Below are 15,678 nucleotides of genomic sequence, written 5' to 3'. Positions count from 1 at the left end.
TCGCATCAGAACCGCGCCCTACGCCGGTCTCGACTCCTCCTTCGCCTCGCGCCAGCTGCCAAGGTCCACGATGATGCGCTCATTCTGTTGTCCACCTTCTCTCTCTTCCGCAGGTCACCTTCGCGCCTGCCATTCCCCGATTGAGCATCTACGCTCTCTTCTCGATGAGAAAGCAGCGCGTTGAGTTCTTCGATGAGGAACAAGCGGACGAATTGAAGAAACTCGCCTTAGAGAGGATTCGACGCGCTGCAGCGGACGGTCGCTTGAAAGGGCTCCCATATCTTTCATTCGTCCTTTGGCGATGGAACCGATGGACCGAAGGGACCGATGAGGTCAAAGCTTGGGTTAGAAGTCAGATCTCAACAACCGACGATGCGATGTGGTTCCTTTGCACAATCACACAAGCCATGACAAGTGGCTCAAAAATCATCCGATACGTGGATATCTCCACCGTCGAAAGATTCAGTGAAGTTGCGCGGCTTGAGGCACTGACAGCATCGCTCGATCTCAGTTCTCTCGATGCAGACCGGCAGCGATCACTTCGTGGTTTCCGGTGTGCAGTGCGATGGAAGAACGAAGGTAAGAATTTCGATTACCGCGGGGAATATGAAACTGGTGGCAATCCGCTCGTTGAAGACAGATGACTCATGATGCCGACGAGGGCAATGAAATCAGCGGGCGCGAAAAGGGCGTGCGTCGAAAAACATCAACGCAACTCCTCGCCAGCGGGCGCCTGCCCCAGGCGCAAAAAGGTTTTCACCAGTTCGCCCTCGCCGCAGGCGATCATGCCGGGGAAGCGTTTGAACCACTTTCCCTCCGGAACTTCCGGCTCCGTGTCCAGCCACTCCGCCAGCAAACCGAGTTGCTCCGCCGGGATTTCCCGGGCAAGCATCCGATCCCGTAGATGATCGAGCACCGTCCGCGGCACATTGCGGCGGCGGACTTTAGGCATCCGGCTCTTTGCCGTAGAAACCCGCCGCAATCCGCTCCCACGAAGCTCGGGCCTTGGTCGGATCAGTCTCGGCGGTCATCGTGGCCGCCGCCTCGCTCAGCTCCGGCCCCGTCCATTGCCGCCCCGCGTCGAGCTGGCGAACGAACAACACCACGCGAGCCTGTTCGCCGGGCGACAGATGCCTGATCTCATCAATGATTTCCACGGCGTCCATCGCTGGAAGCTAGCAAAGAGCGGCCTTGCGAGCAAATCGAAACCCGGAACCGCAAAAGAGGTCGCGGGCGCTCCAGTCAAACCAGCTCGTCCATCGACGGGCAGGTGCAGAAGATATTGCGATCGCCGAAGACGTTGTCGATGCGCGCGACGGCCGGCCAGAACTTGTGCTCGCGCAGCCACGGGGCCGGGTAGGCCGCCTGCTCGCGCGAGTAGGGCCGGTCCCACGCGTCCGCGGTCACCTGTCGCGCCGTGTGCGGCGCGCGCTTGAGCGGGTTGTTCGTCCGGTCGAGCGTGCCGGCCTCGATGGCGGCGAGCTCGCCGTGGATGGTGATCATCGCGTCGCAGAAACGGTCGAGCTCCGCCTTCGATTCGCTCTCGGTCGGCTCGATCATCAGCGTGCCCGGCACGGGCCAGCTCATCGTCGGGGCGTGGAAGCCAAAATCCATCAGGCGCTTGGCGAAATCCTCCACCTCGACGCCGGCGCGGTCCTTCCACTCGCGCACGTCGAGGATGCATTCGTGGGCCACGCGCCCGTTCGTGCCGCGGTAGAGCACCGGGAAATACGGCTCGAGCCGCGCGGCGATGTAGTTCGCGTTCAGGATCGCGATCTTCGTCGCGGCGGTCAGGCCGTCCGGCCCCATCATCGCGATATACATCCACGAGATCACGTCGATGCTCGCGCTGCCCCACGGGGCCTGCGAGACCTCGCCGATCGCCTTTTCGCCGCCGGTCTTGACGACGGAATGCCCCGGCAGGAACGGCGCGAGGTGCGCCGCGACCGCGATCGGGCCGACGCCCGGGCCGCCGCCGCCGTGCGGGATGCAGAAGGTCTTGTGCAGGTTCAGGTGGCAGACATCGGCGCCCACCGCGCCCGGCTGGCAAAGGCCGACCTGGGCATTCATGTTCGCGCCGTCCATGTAGACCTGCCCGCCCGCGGCGTGCACGATCTCGCAAATCTCGCGGATGGTCTCCTCATACACACCGTGCGTGGAGGGATACGTGACCATGATCGCCGCCAGCTTCTCCGCGTGCTTCTCGACCTTCGCGCGCAGGTCGGCGAGGTCGATATTGCCCTGCGAATCGCAGGCGACGGGAACGACGCCCATGCCCGCCATCACGGCGCTCGCGGGATTCGTCCCGTGCGCCGACGTCGGGATGAGGCACACCGTGCGATGCGTATCGCCGCGCGACAAATGGTAGGCGCGAATCGCGAGCAATCCCGCGTATTCGCCCTGCGAGCCGGCATTCGGCTGCAGCGAGCAGGCGGCAAAGCCGGTGATCTCGGCCAGCCACGACTCGAGCTGCGCAAACATGCGCTGGTAGCCCTCGGCCTGCTGCGTGGGCGCGAACGGATGCAGCGCGCCGATCTTTTCCCATGTCACGGGATACATCTCCGCCGCGGCGTTCAGCTTCATCGTGCACGAGCCGAGGGGAATCATCGACGTCGTGAGCGACAGATCCTTCGACTCGAGGCGCTTCAGATAGCGCATGAGTTCCGTCTCGGTGTGGTAGCGATTGAAGACAGGGTGCGTGAGGAAAGCCGACTTGCGCGTCAGCTCGCCAAAGCCGATCGCGTCGTCCTCCTCCTCGGTGAAGGTCACCGGATTGCCGTGATTGAAAATTTCGCCGAAGGGCGCGAGCGAGCCCGTCGTCTCGTCGAGCGAGATCGTGACGGTGTGATCGTCCAGCGCGCGAAGATTGATGCGATAGCTCTCCGCGAGGCGCAGGATTTCGAACGCCTGCACGGACCCGAGGCGCACGGCGATCGTGTCGAAGAACGGGCCTTCCTCCACCGTCCAGCCGAGGCGGCGGAGCAGCGCGGCGAGGGCGAGCGCCTTGCGGTGAACGCGCTGCGCGATGGCGGTGAGCCCCTCGGGCCCGTGATAGACCGCATACATCGAGGCGATCACGGCGAGAAGCACCTGCGCGGTGCAGATGTTGCTCGTGGCCTTCTCGCGGCGGATGTGCTGCTCGCGAGTCTGGAGCGTGAGGCGCAGGGCGGGATTGCCATCCGCATCGCGCGAGACGCCGATCAGACGGCCGGGCATGCGGCGCTTGTGGGCATCGCGCGTGGCCAGGTAGGCGGCGTGCGGGCCGCCGTAGCCGAGCGGCACGCCGAAACGCTGGGAGGAGCCGATCACGATATCGGCCCCGCACTCGCCGGGAGGCTCGATCAACGTGAGCGCGAGCAGATCGGCGGAAACGATCGCCAGCGCGCCCGCGGCGTGAATTTTTTCCACCAGCGGACGCAGCGGCCGGATCCGGCCGTCGGTCGCGGGATACTGGATGAGCGCGCCAAAGCAATCGGAGGCAAACTCCGTGATCGGCCCGGTGATAGTCTCGATGCCGAGAGGCTCCGCGCGAGTGCGCAGCAGCGCGATCGTCTGCGGATGCGTGTCGTCACCGACAAAAAATTTTGCGCCCTTGCCGACCTGGTGGGCCATCACCATCGCCTCGGCCGCGGCGGTGGCTTCATCGAGCAGCGACGCATTCGCGATCTCCATCGCCGTGAGATCGCAGATCATCGTCTGGAAATTCAGCAGCGCCTCGAGACGACCCTGCGCGATCTCGGCCTGATACGGCGTGTAGGCCGTATACCAGCCGGGATTCTCGAGAATGTTCCGACGAATGACCGCCGGCGTGTGGCAGGCGTTGTAACCCATGCCGATGCACGACTGGAAAACCTGGTTCTCGCCCGCGATGGCAGCGAGATCGGCGAGCGCCTGCTCTTCGGTGCGGGCGGCGGGGAGGTCGAGCGGCTTCGTCGAGCGAATGCCCGCCGGCACGGTCTGCTCGATGAGCGCGTCGAGCGTGGGCGCCGCCACGGTCTCGAGCATGACGGGGATGTCCGCGGGTTGCGGGCCGATGTGACGCCGGGAGAACCGGCCGAATGCAAAGACCGCGCTCTCGCTCATTCCGAGATCTGCGCGCGGTAGTCTTCGGGCGTCTTCAGGGCGTCGAGTTCGCCAGGATCGGAGAGCTTGATCTTGAAGATCCAGCCGTCGCCGAAGGGCGCGGTGTTGAGCAGGGCGGGATCCGCATCCAGCGCCTCGTTGACTTCGACGATCTCGCCGGAGACGGGCGTGTAGATGTCGCTCGCGGCCTTCACGGACTCGACGACGGCGACGGCATTGTGCGCGGCAAAGGTCGTGCCGACCTTCGGCGGTTCGACAAAAACGATGTCGGTCAATTCGGCCTGCGCATGGTCGGTGATGCCGACCGTGCCGATGCCATCCGCCACCCGGATCCACTCGTGGGATTCGGCGTATTTGAGGTCGTCGGGAACGTTCATAAATTTTTAATCGCGCTTGAGAAAGGGCTTCTTCACGACGCTACCGGGGTAGCGTTTTCCGCGCACTTCAATTTCCACGGCCTGCCCCACTTTGGCGCGGGCGGCCGGCAGATAGGCCATCGCAATGCCATGGCCGAGGCTCGGGGAGAGCGCGCCGCTGCATGTCTCGGAGACCGCCTCGCCGTCGACGAGCACGGGATAGTGCGGGCGGATCGGCGGTGACTTCTCGGTCACCGCGATGGCCGCGAGCCTGGTGGGCAGGCCGGCTTGCTTCTGCGCCACGAGCGCGGACTTGCCGATGAAGTCATCCTTGGAGAGATCGACGAAAAAGCCGAGCCCGGCCTCGAGCGGGGTGCGATCGGGCGACAGATCGGAGCCGTTGAGCGGGTAGCCCATTTCGAGGCGCAGGGTGTCGCGGGCACCGAGACCGCAGGGCTTCGCCCCGGCGGCGACAAGGGCGTCCCACAGCGCGCCGGCGACGGCATTGGGCACGACGACCTCGAATCCGTCCTCCCCCGTGTAACCAGTGGTGACGACGAAGCCCTCCGCGCCGCCAAAGGTCACGGTGGCCACGCGATTACGCTCGGTCGCAAGCGCTTCCCCGAAGACGGACTGGAACACGCCCCGGGCGACAGGCCCTTGCACGGCGAGCGCCGAATATTCCCCGCTGCGATCCGCGAAGGTCGGGCCATTTGCCGCGTGCGCCTCGAGCCACGCGGCGTCCTCGTCGATCTTCGCGGCATTGACGATGAGCAGGTATTCCTCGTCGCCGAGCCGGTAAACGATGAGATCGTCGATCACCCCGCCGCGCTCGTTGAGAAGCAGCGTGTATTGCGCCTGCCCCACGAGCAGCTTCGTGACGCCGTTCGTGAGCAGGCCATCGAGCCACGCCGTCGAGCCCGGACCGCTCACGAAAAACTCGCCCATGTGCGAAATGTCAAAGACCCCCACGGCCTCCCGCACGGCGCGATGCTCGTCGAGGATGCTCGTGTATTGCACCGGCATCTCCCAGCCAGCGAAGTCCACCATCCGGCCCCCGGCCGCGACGTGTTGATCAAAAAGTGCGGTGCGATTCGCCATGGTCGTCAGGATTTGGCCGCCTCGGCGGTCTGGTCGTCGAAGTTGAGATACGTGTAGCCGGTCAGCGCCTTTTCGTAGTCGTCGAGCAGACGCATGCCTTCCTTCGGCTTCAAGCGATCGCTTTTGATCGCCGCATCGGTCTGCTTCTTCATGCGGCGGGCGAGCTCGTTCGTCTCCCATTGCGTGAGCGCGAGCACCTGGGCAATCGTGCTGCCGGGGAGCACCTCCTCGACGTAGTAACCGCTGTCTTCGTCCTCATCGAGGAAGACGTGCATCTCGTTCACGCGGCCAAAGAGATTGTGCAGGTCGCCCATGATGTCCTGGTAGGCGCCGGCGAGGAAGAAGCCCATGTAGTATGGCTGCCCGGGCATCCAGCGATGCAGCGGCAACGTTTCCTTCACGTCCTGCAGGTCGACGAACTTGCTGACCTTGCCATCGGAATCGCACGTGATGTCCACGAGCGTGGCGTTGCGGTCCGGCTGTTCGTCGAGGCGATGAATCGGCATCACCGGGAAGAGCTGACCCAGCGCCCAGTGGTCGAGGAGCGACTGGAAGACGGAGAAATTGCAGAGGAACTGATCGCCAAGCGCGACCTCCATTTCCTTCACTTCCTCGGGCACGTAGCGCATGCCGCGGAACATCTCGACGACGTTTGCGGCGATCTCCCAGTAGATCGTTTCGACCTTCGCCTTCGCGGGAAGATCGAGCAGACCGAGGTCGAACATCCCCTGCGCGCGCTCGCGGATTTCCTGCGCGTCGTGGAGATTCTCGAGGCGATTCTTGCTGCCGAGGTTATCGCGAACCTCGACCATTTCGTGAACGGGTCTCGGATCCTCCTCGGTCGCCTTCACGGACTTGCCGCCCTTGCTCTTCTCGATCGAGCCAAAGGCCTCGACCACGAGCACGGAGTGGTGCGCAACGATCGCGCGACCGCTCTCGCTCACGATCGTGGGATGCGGCACTTCCTCCGCGTCGCAAATCTCCGCGATGCTGTAAACGATGTCGCGGGCGTATTCGTCGAGCGAGTAGTTCGTCGAGCTGTCGAAGGTCGTGCGCGAGCCATCGTAATCGACGCCGAGACCGCCGCCGACGTCGAGGTAGCCAAGCGCGTGCCCCATTTTCTGGAGCTTGCCGTAGAACCGGGCCGCCTCGCGGGTGGCGCGCTTGATCGTGCCAATGTCGGGCACCTGCGAACCGACGTGGAAATGCAAAAGCTTGAGCGCATCCGCCAGGCCCGCCTTGTGGAGCATCCCGCTTGCCTCGACGAGTTCCGCCGTGGAGAGGCCGAACTTCGCGTTCTCGCCGCCGCTCGTCGCCCACTTGCCGGCGCCCTTGGAGAGCAGACGCACGCGCAGGCCGATGTTCGGCGCGACGCCCATCTTCTTCGAGACCCGCAGGATGTGCGCGAGCTCCTCGAGCTTCTCGACGACGAGAATGACGGTCTTGCCCAGCTTGCAGCCGAGCAGCGCCATGCGAATGAACTCGGTATCCTTGTAGCCGTTGCAGATCACCAGGCTGTCGTGATCGGTATGCACCGCGAGCGCAGCCATCAGCTCCGGCTTGCTGCCGGCCTCAATGCCGAAATGGAAGGGCTTCCCGGCATCGAGAATCTCCTCCACGACTTCGCGGAGCTGGTTCACCTTGATCGGAAACACGCCCCGATAGACGCCGCGGTAATTGTGGCCGGCGATCGCCTCGGCGAACGAACGATTGATCGTCTCCACGCGATGGCGGACGAGATCCTGGAAACGAATCACCATCGGAAACGCCAGCCCGCGAGCCTGCGCCTCGACGACGAGCTCCATGAGGTCGATCTCCTCCTTGCGGCGAGCGGTCGGTCGCACCGCGACATGGCCATCGCGGTTGATGGTGAAATACCCACCACCCCAGCGATCGACATTATAAAGAGCGATGGCGTCAGCCGTGCCGAAATCAGACATTGGACCGGTCAGTTAAAACAGGGCGGCGCGGGAAATCCACTGCGCAATCGCAAAAAATGCGAAACCCCTCTTCCGGGAATTCCCTACCAGTTCACCACCGTGAATTCCCGCTGGCTGATGGCGTTCGCCTCCTCGACGGTAATCCAGCGCTCTGCGAACTGCGGCCCCCACGAATCCGAAATCGCGATTTCGCCGGTCGCCGCGTTGTAACCGATGATCATGCACATGTGCCCGCCCTGGGTGTCCGAGCGGATTCGGTCGCCAATTTTCCGCAGCGGCTTGAGCGCCTGCGTATAGGCCGCCCAGTCGGTCACCTGCCGGCGTTCGACGGAACGCGTCGTGAGATCGCGATTGATCCCGGGAACAACATACATGCCCCACATCACAGGCAGGCCGACATCGATGAACCCCGCAACCGGCCGCACGGTGATACGCCCGCTCGTCGTAACGAGGCGGCGGCCATTCCGCCGCACAAGTTCCCCGGCTCCGGCCGCCATCGCCGAGAGATTCGTGCCGCCGCCGGCCTCCGTCTGGCCTGCCATCGCCAGCACATACATGTCTGCGGGAATGCCCAGATAGCGCAGCGCCCGCTCCCAGGTCGCCGGCACGCAATAGCCCTTCGGCCCCTGGTCCACCATGGGGATTTCCTTGAGGATCACGTCGCCATTAGGCCGGTGCTCGACCCGAGTCTTCAACTTCTCGCGCAGCGCCGCATCAGTCACTCTCGCGGCAACTTCCCCGTCCGCCACGGCGACGGGCAGAATGCGCACGGCGACATATTCACCCCTCGGCGCGGCCAGCAGGATCGCATGCCCGTTCCAGTCCCACCGCTCGACGCGCTCTCGCGTCTTCACGCCCTGCCCGAACTGCGCAATCTTCGGCGGCCCGAGCTCGGCCGAGAGCACCTGGCTGATTTCCTTCGCATCTGCCGCGATCTGCTTTTTGTAGGCATCGCCCGCGACGAAATCGCCGCCGATGTCCCCCTTGTTCGCAAAGACCATCGAGATTTGCTCGACCCGACCGTTTCGCCCGTAAAGGGCCAGCGAAAAAGGCCGGGCTCCGAGAATCCGGGCGTTGGGCCCCGCGTATTCCCGAAAGCTCGAGTCCTCCTGCGTGCGCGACTCGGGCCGCCAGCCAAGCCGCTGCGCAGCCTCGGAATCCACGTCGTCCCACAGATTATCATCCGCCCAGAACGACGCGCCGAACGTGGCATTCAACGAGGCGGCATCCGCCCCCACCGCCAAGGGACGCAACGCGAGGAGGCAGAGCGCGGCGACATTGCTGAAAAGGAACACACGTGACACAGTCGGAGACTTGTTCATTTCCGCCCTATGCGCACTTTGTTTCTAGACTGTTTTTCGGGCATCAGCGGCGACATGGCCGTGGGAGCTCTTTGTGATCTGGGGGTGGAGCAGACACATCTCGCGCAGGAGCTCGCGAAGCTCAGGCTCGGCGACGAATTCCATCTCCACTTTTCCCGGCAAAGCCGCCGACACATCGAGGGCGTGAAGTTCGACGTGCATCTCCACTCCCACCCGCACGAGGGCCATTCCCATGAGCATGCCCACGAACATCCCCACGACGACCCCCACTCACACGGTCGGAGCTTTGCCGATATCCGGACGCTCCTCGAGGGCAGCGCCCTTTCGCCGTTCGTGAAGTCGCGGGCGCTCGCCGTTTTTCAACGCATCGCCATCGCGGAGGGAAAGATTCACGGCATGCCGCCCGCGGACGTTCATTTTCACGAAGTCGGCGCGGTCGATTCCATCGTCGACATCGTCGCCTTCTGCGTCGGGGTCGAGGCGTTGGGCGCGCCGCGCGTGCTCGCATCGTCGCTTTTCGAGGGCACCGGCTTCATTCACTGCGCTCACGGCCACTTCCCCCTCCCCGCTCCGGCCACGCTCGAAATTCTCGCAGGCATCCCGCTCCGGCAGGTCGAAGAGCCGATGGAATTCATCACGCCGACCGGCGCGGCCCTGCTCGCCGAATTCGCCGAAGGCTTTGCCCCCATGCCGGCACTGGCCGTCACGCGGATCGGCTACGGCGTCGGCACCCGCGACACGCCGAAACGACCAAACGTCCTGCGGGCCGTGCTCGGTGAAACCGCCGAAGCTCCGGAGTCCGACACCGTCACCGAGATCGAGACAAATCTCGACGACCTCCCGCCGGAGCTGCTGGCCGCCGCCACCGAGCGCCTCCTCGAAGCGGGCGCACTGGATGTCTTCGTGGCCCCGATTTCCATGAAGAAGAATCGCCCCGCGTTCCGACTCACGGTGCTTGCCGTTCCGGAGCGCGCTGACGAATTCGCCCGACTGATCCTGCGTGAGACCAGCGCCTTCGGCGTGCGGATGCACGATTGCCGGCGCCTCAAGCTGCGGCGGGAAATTGCGCCGGTGGCGACCCCCTTCGGCCCGATCGACATCAAGCGCGGCTGGCTGGGCAACGAGCTCGTGCAGGCCGCGCCGGAGTTCGAATCCTGCCGCCGCGCGGCCGTGGCCGCCGGCGCAAGCGTGCGTGAAGTTTATCTCGCAGCGCAAGCCGCGGCCCGGGATTGACCGACCATCACGCCTCGTCGTCCGGCGGGGCGGATCCGTTTCGGGGCTGATCGACGCAGACGCCGCGCTTCGAGGTGCGGACGAAGTCGAGCAGCTCGCGCGCCTCGGCGCCCCACTCCGTGCCGTCGGCCTCCTCGAGGGCATCGTGCAGGTTTCTTCCGGACCGGAAAATCAACCGGAAGGCGCGCTTGATTTCGAGGCGCGTCTCGCTCGCAAATCCCGCCCGGCGCATTCCGATCACATTCAATCCCGCGAGCAGGTTCTCCCCGTCGCCCATCGCGAACGGCACGATGTCGCGACTGAAACGCGTGCCGCCACAGACCATCGCCAACCGGCCGACCCGCATGTGCTGGTGGAACGCCGTGCCGCCGCCGAGCACGGCGCGATCGCCGATTTCCACGTGGCCGGCGAGCAGACAGTTGTTCGCGATGATCGTGCGATCGCCGATCCGGCCGTCATGGCCGATGTGCACGCCGACCATCACAAAATTGCCGTCGCCAACGGTAGTCGCATGGCCGTCGCGGGATCCTCGATGCACGGTCACGTATTCGCGGAAGGTGTTCCCGTCGCCGATCCGCACCTCGCTCGCCATCGTCTCGTCGTAGCCGAGATCCTGCGGCGGCGCTCCGAGCACGGCGCCATAGCCGACGAGATTGCGTTCGCCGAGGGTCACCCGCCCGGCAAGGACGGCATGCGCAAGGATGCGGCAACCGGCGCCGACAACGGCTTCCCGGCCGATGGATGCATAGGGACCGACTTCGACCTCCGGGCCGAGCACGGCCCCGTCCTCGACGATGGCGGTGGGATGAATTTTCACAACAGACTGTTCTCCTTGAAGCTGAAATAGGGCGGACGTCCCTCGTCGGGCGCACCGATGATCACGTGATCCACAAAGCGGAGCTGGAGCAGATCGGCGGCTTCGCGGAGTCGGCGGGTGAGGCGCTTGTCGGCCTCGCTCGGCGATGGATCGCCGGAGGGATGGTTGTGCGCGAGCACGAATCCGTAGGCAGAATGGATCAGAGCCGGCCGCAGAATTTCCCGCGGATGCGCGACACTTTCATTGAGCGAGCCGATCGAGACGACCTCGGTCCAGATCAGCCGGTGGCGGGTATTGACGAGCAGCACGCAGAGCCGCTCCCGATCGAGCGCGTGGAACTCCGGCGCGAGCAGGTCGAAAACGGCCTGCGGCGAATCGAGTTTCAATCGCGCCCCCGGGCCGCGCGCCAGGCGCTTGCCGACCTCGAAGACGGCGGCGAGTTCCGCGGCCTTGGCCGGGCCGATCCCCTTGGCGGAATTTTTGATCTCCTGCACGGTCGCCCGGGCCAGGGCATGCAGGCCGCCTCGGGCCGCGAGCACCTCACTGGCGACGTTGATGACGCTCTGGTCCCGCGTGCCGGTGCGGAGAAAAATCGCGATGAGCTCGGCATCGGTGAGGCTGGCGGCGCCTCGCGCGGTCAATTTTTCGCGGGGTCGGTCCGATTCGGGAATTTCACGGATTCTCGCCGCGCGCATTGCGCGAAAAGATAGTCGGCAGACCTTTGAAGATTAAAGCGGAAATCCACCCCATCGCCGCACACCGGGCGGAATTCTCCTTGAGCCGGAAATCGCTCCCGAGCAATATCCGCTATGGAATTCTACCACGACGCCGATTCCTTCTTTCCAAGCTGCCAGCCTTCCGGCCTGACGTTTGACGACGTCTCCCTGGCCACTCGTTACTCCGACGTTCTGCCCCGCGACACGAATCTCGCGGTCACGCTCTCCGACCAGCTCGCCCTGCAGATTCCCGTGATCTCGTCCGACATGGATACCGTCACGGAGTCACGCATGGCCATCCAGATGGCCCTCAACGGCGGCCTCGGCCTCATCCATTACAACATGCCCGACGAGGCGCAGGTGAAGGAGGTCGCCCGGGTGAAAAATCACATCCACGGCTTTATTCAGGAGCCGATCAAGGCTTCCCCGACGCAAAAGGTCGGCGAGGTGCTCGATTTCATGGAAAAGCGCGGATTCCGCTTCAGCACCTTTCCCGTGGTGGACGACGAAGGCCGGCTGCTGGGCCTGCTTTCCGGATCGGTCGTCCGCGAGCGTTACCGCGATCGGCTTGTTTCCGAGGCAATGACCCCGCGCTCCGCGCTTTTCACGCTCCCCGAGAGCGAGATTCGCAAACAGCCGATCGAGACCGCGGACCGCTTCTTCACGGAGCACATGGGCATCCACAAGCTCCTCGTCGTCGATGATTCCGACCGCCTGCGCGGGCTCTTCACGCTGAGCGACATCGAGCGCATCGGCGAGGAATCCCGCCGCATCGTGAAACCGGCCCGCGACGCGAAGCTGCGCCTGGTCTGCGGCGCCGCTATCTCACCGCACCGCAAGCCCGATGGCACGCTCGATCGCGACCGCATCGTCTCGCACGTGGGAGATCTCATCGCGGAAGGCATCGACGCGATCGCCGTCTCGACCGCCCACGGCTTTTCCAAGGGCGTTGGCGACGCCGTGCGTCTGCTTCGCGAAGAGTTCCCCGACCTCACGCTCATCGCGGGTAACGTCACCTGCGGCGACGGCGTCGAGTTCCTCGCCGAGGCTGGCGCAAACTGCATCAAGATTGGCCAGGGACCGGGCTCCATCTGCACCACTCGCATCGTCGCGGGTGTCGGCATCCCGCAGATGACCGCGCTCTACGTGGCCTCACGCGCCGCGGCCAGGGTCGGTGTTCGCACGATCGCCGACGGAGGCATCACGAAATCCGGCGACATGGTGAAGGCTCTTACCCAGGCGGACGCCGTGATCTGCGGCGGCCTGCTGGCCGGCTGCGACGAGGCGCCGGGCCGCATCATCGAGATCGGCGGCAAGCTCTACAAACAGTATCGGGGCATGGGCAGCCGCGAGGCGATGAAGGAAGGCTCGGCCGCCCGCTACGGGCACGAGCGCAAGGACGCGACGACGAAAGCGGCGCCGGAAGGCATCGAGGCGCTCAAGGAAGCCGCCGGCCCGCTCGACAACGTGCTGCGAGAATTGATCGGCGGCGTGCAGGCCGGAATGGGCTATCTCGGCGCGAAGGACCTTGGCGAATTGCGGAAGAAGGCCCTCTTTGTGCGAGTGACGCCCGCGGGGCAGCGGGAATCCGCGCCCCACGACGTGCTGACCGTGACAACCTCGAAAGAGGCCACCAACGCTCCCCGGGCTTAGTTGCCCGCGGGAGTCGAGCTAAAGGGATCGGCCGGAGCGGCTTCTGCCGGGGCCTCGACCGCCGGAGCGGGAGCTTCCTCCATCGCCGGGGCCGGCGGAGCGACAGGCGCGGGAGCGGAAACCGCGGCCGGAGCGGGCTCCGGAACCGCAGGCACGACGACCGTGGCCGTCACGGGCGGAAGCGGGCGATAGGCCACCATGCCGCGAGGAGCCTGCGGCGGGATCATCAGGCTCTCGGCGATCCACGTTTGATTGATCGGCGCGATGAGGCTGTAGCCGCCCTTGCCATCCGGCAGCATCGGCGTGCCCCACATGTTGCGGCATACCACCTGATTCGAAGGGATCGCCTCCCCCTTGAGCGTGTGGTTATCGATGATTGGCCAATTGACGGCTTGAACGTTGGCGGCTACGGAAACACCGCCGGCGATGAGGAGGGAAATCATGGAACCGCATTCAGCCGAAGATCGCGGGGGATTGTCAATGCCGAAGCCGCGGAAAACATGAGAGATTCGACCGCCAAGAATCCCGCTTGAATGCCCGGCCTCAAAGGCGCTCAATGCGGTCGGCATGAAAGCCTGGGCTCCCCTCCTCGTCGTGGCACTGGTGGCATTCGGCCTCGGCTACGGATTCGCAATCCTCGGCTCTCCGAGCCCGGGACCATCCTCGTCGCTTGCCGCATCTTTCGGGGACGACCGGGAACCGGCCTCCGCCACCGGCGGCGCCTCCACAGGCCGATCGCCGAGCAACTCGCTGCGCTCCATCCAAGGTGGCGGCTCCCGGAAGAGCGAAGATGTCGCCGCGGCCATCCGCGATGCGGTGAACGACCCGGACGACATGCAGCGGATGGGGAATCTCTGGTGGATCGGCAAGAACGGCGTCACCCGCGAGAATGCCCGCGCCGTGGCCGACTCGATCCGCAATTCCGGTGGAGGCATGCAGCGCAACATCGGCCTCAATGTCGTCCTCGGCGCCTGGGCTCGAACGGATCCCAAGGCCGCTCTCGCCTACGCGCAGCAACTGCCCCCCTCGGCCATGCGCCAGCAGAACATTCTCGCCGTGATTTCCGGATGGGCGGCGACCGACTACGACTCTGCCGCCCTCTGGGCCAAATCCCTGCCCGTCGGCGAGCTGAAGCGCAATGCGGAGCGAACTCTCCTCAGCGCCCTCGCCACGCAGGATCCCGAGCGGGCCTTACAGATCGCGCTGCAATCGAAGACCGCGAACAGCGGCTTCAACGTGGCCTACCCCGTCTTCTCCCGGCTCGTCCGGCAGGATCCCGCCGCCGCTGCCGAGCGCGCGGCCTCGCTTCCTCCCGGGCAAATGCGCCAAAGCGCGATCTCGATTGTCGCCAGCAACTGGGCGTTTGAGGATCGCGACGCCGCCCTGGCCTGGGCCCAGAGCATTCCCGAAAAACGCTCTCGCACCCAGGCCCTCTCCACCGTCGCGCAAAACTGGGTCCAGGAGGATTTCGACGGTGCTTTCGCCTGGCTGGAGAAGCAACCGGCCGGGGCGGAACGCAACTCGCTCGTGCGCGATCTCAGCTACGCCGCCATGCGCGGCGATCCGCAGAACGCCATCGCCATGGTGGATCTCGTCAGCTCGATCTCCGAGCAGGACAACATGCTCCGCAATATCGCAAACAACTGGGCTCGCCAGGATCCCGCCGCCGCGCAGAAGTGGATGGATTCCCAGACTGACCCCAATGTGAAGAAGAACATCACGCAGGGCGTGATCTCGGGATTGACCTCCGAGAATCCCGAAGCCGCCGCCGCCATGGCCGCGGCACTACCGCCCGGCGACAATCAGCGCAACGCCATCACCAACATCGCCAACAACTGGGCCAACGACGACCCCGTCGCCGCCGCACAATGGGCGACGAAACTGCCGCCCGGAGAATCCCGGAACACCGCGCTCCGATATATCGCCGGCCAATGGGCGGAGACCGACCCTGCCTCCGCCGCCAAATGGGCGCAGTCCCAGATTCCCGTCGGCGACGCCCTCAACAACGCCCTCTCGAACATCGCCAGCAACTGGGCGGAGAACGATCCCAGCGGCGCCGCACAGTGGAGCGCCACCCTGCCCGCCGGCGACACGCGCACCGAAGCCCTCGGCTCTTCCATGCGCGCCTGGGTGGAACAGGATCCCGACAAGGCCCTGTCCTGGTTCTCGAGCAATGTCCAGACAGGCAAGGATCGCGACACCACCATCGTCCGCTTCTGGTCCGCCGCCTTCGACAAAAGCCCCCAGCTCGGAATCCAATGGATGAACTCGATCAGCGACCCGGCTCTGCGCGCCACCCATTATCAATACCTGGCCAAGCACTGGATGAAGACCGACCCCGCCACCGCCCGCACCTGGATCAGCAGCAGTCCGCTCATCACGACCGCCACGAAGCAGCAGCTGCTCTCCGCACCCAACCCCTGAGAGAAAGAAAAAGGGCATCCCGAGAACCGGGAT

The 15,678-nt window shown here is 64.8% G+C and carries 14 protein-coding genes; 4 read left to right on the top strand and 10 right to left on the bottom strand.

Going from position 1 to position 15,678, the window contains the following annotated elements; all coding sequences use genetic code 11:
* The first annotated feature begins 140 nt into the window (after positions 1–140).
* Positions 141–644 (top strand): hypothetical protein, encoded by a 504-nt coding sequence (locus VIM61_16335; protein ID HEY8901979.1) that lies wholly within the window; start codon positions 141–143, stop codon positions 642–644.
* Positions 645–706: 62 nt separating this feature from the next.
* On the opposite strand, the gene VIM61_16330 is transcribed toward VIM61_16335, so the two are convergent.
* From VIM61_16330 to VIM61_16300, 7 genes are all read right to left on the bottom strand, one after another.
* Positions 707–952, bottom strand: a complete 246-nt coding sequence (locus VIM61_16330; protein ID HEY8901978.1) for a hypothetical protein — start codon at positions 950–952, stop codon at positions 707–709.
* A complete protein-coding gene (locus VIM61_16325; GenBank protein ID HEY8901977.1) occupies positions 945–1,157 on the bottom strand; it encodes a hypothetical protein in 213 nt (70 codons plus the stop codon). The genes VIM61_16330 and VIM61_16325 overlap by 8 nt, the downstream gene beginning before the upstream one ends.
* Before the next feature lie 85 nt (positions 1,158–1,242).
* Positions 1,243–4,083 (bottom strand): aminomethyl-transferring glycine dehydrogenase, encoded by a 2,841-nt coding sequence (gcvP, locus tag VIM61_16320; GenBank protein ID HEY8901976.1) that lies wholly within the window; start codon positions 4,081–4,083, stop codon positions 1,243–1,245.
* Positions 4,080–4,460, bottom strand: coding sequence for a glycine cleavage system protein GcvH (gcvH, locus tag VIM61_16315; protein HEY8901975.1), 381 nt, complete (start codon positions 4,458–4,460; stop codon positions 4,080–4,082). The genes gcvP and gcvH overlap by 4 nt, the downstream gene beginning before the upstream one ends.
* 6 nt (positions 4,461–4,466) lie before the next feature.
* Positions 4,467–5,540 carry a glycine cleavage system aminomethyltransferase GcvT gene (gene gcvT, locus VIM61_16310; GenBank protein ID HEY8901974.1) on the bottom strand — a complete coding sequence of 358 codons (1,074 nt, stop codon included), beginning with the start codon at positions 5,538–5,540 and terminating at the stop codon, positions 4,467–4,469.
* A 5-nt stretch (positions 5,541–5,545) separates the two neighbouring features.
* Positions 5,546–7,480 (bottom strand): biosynthetic arginine decarboxylase, encoded by a 1,935-nt coding sequence (speA, locus tag VIM61_16305; GenBank protein ID HEY8901973.1) that lies wholly within the window; start codon positions 7,478–7,480, stop codon positions 5,546–5,548.
* An 83-nt stretch (positions 7,481–7,563) separates the two neighbouring features.
* A complete protein-coding gene (locus VIM61_16300; protein ID HEY8901972.1) occupies positions 7,564–8,784 on the bottom strand; it encodes a hypothetical protein in 1,221 nt (406 codons plus the stop codon).
* 27 nt (positions 8,785–8,811) lie between these two features.
* On the opposite strand from VIM61_16300, the gene larC reads away from it, so the two are divergent.
* Positions 8,812–10,035, top strand: coding sequence for a nickel pincer cofactor biosynthesis protein LarC (gene larC / locus VIM61_16295; GenBank protein HEY8901971.1), 1,224 nt, complete (start codon positions 8,812–8,814; stop codon positions 10,033–10,035).
* 7 nt (positions 10,036–10,042) lie between these two features.
* On the opposite strand, the gene lpxA is transcribed toward larC, so the two are convergent.
* Both lpxA and radC read right to left on the bottom strand, forming a co-directional pair.
* Entirely contained in the window at positions 10,043–10,852 is an 810-nt protein-coding gene (lpxA, locus tag VIM61_16290; protein ID HEY8901970.1) for an acyl-ACP--UDP-N-acetylglucosamine O-acyltransferase, read from the bottom strand.
* Positions 10,849–11,547, bottom strand: coding sequence for a DNA repair protein RadC (radC, locus tag VIM61_16285; GenBank protein HEY8901969.1), 699 nt, complete (start codon positions 11,545–11,547; stop codon positions 10,849–10,851). Before radC ends, lpxA begins: the two co-directional genes overlap by 4 nt.
* A 114-nt stretch (positions 11,548–11,661) precedes the next feature.
* Here radC and VIM61_16280 point away from each other — a divergent pair, with 114 nt between their 5' ends.
* On the top strand, positions 11,662–13,221 hold the full coding sequence (locus VIM61_16280) for an IMP dehydrogenase (GenBank protein ID HEY8901968.1): 1,560 nt from the start codon (positions 11,662–11,664) through the stop codon (positions 13,219–13,221).
* Here VIM61_16280 and VIM61_16275 read toward each other — a convergent pair.
* Complete coding sequence (locus VIM61_16275; protein HEY8901967.1) at positions 13,218–13,664, bottom strand: hypothetical protein; 447 nt, start codon at positions 13,662–13,664, stop codon at positions 13,218–13,220. The genes VIM61_16280 and VIM61_16275 overlap by 4 nt on opposite strands.
* Before the next feature lie 124 nt (positions 13,665–13,788).
* Here VIM61_16275 and VIM61_16270 point away from each other — a divergent pair, with 124 nt between their 5' ends.
* Positions 13,789–15,645, top strand: coding sequence for a hypothetical protein (locus VIM61_16270; protein HEY8901966.1), 1,857 nt, complete (start codon positions 13,789–13,791; stop codon positions 15,643–15,645).
* Positions 15,646–15,678: the final 33 nt, after the last annotated feature.

This window comes from Chthoniobacterales bacterium, from assembly GCA_036569045.1.
Lineage (GTDB): Bacteria > Verrucomicrobiota > Verrucomicrobiia > Chthoniobacterales > JAATET01 > JAATET01.
Note: the sequence above shows the minus strand (reverse complement) of the source record. Positions and strands in the feature narration are given on the sequence as shown.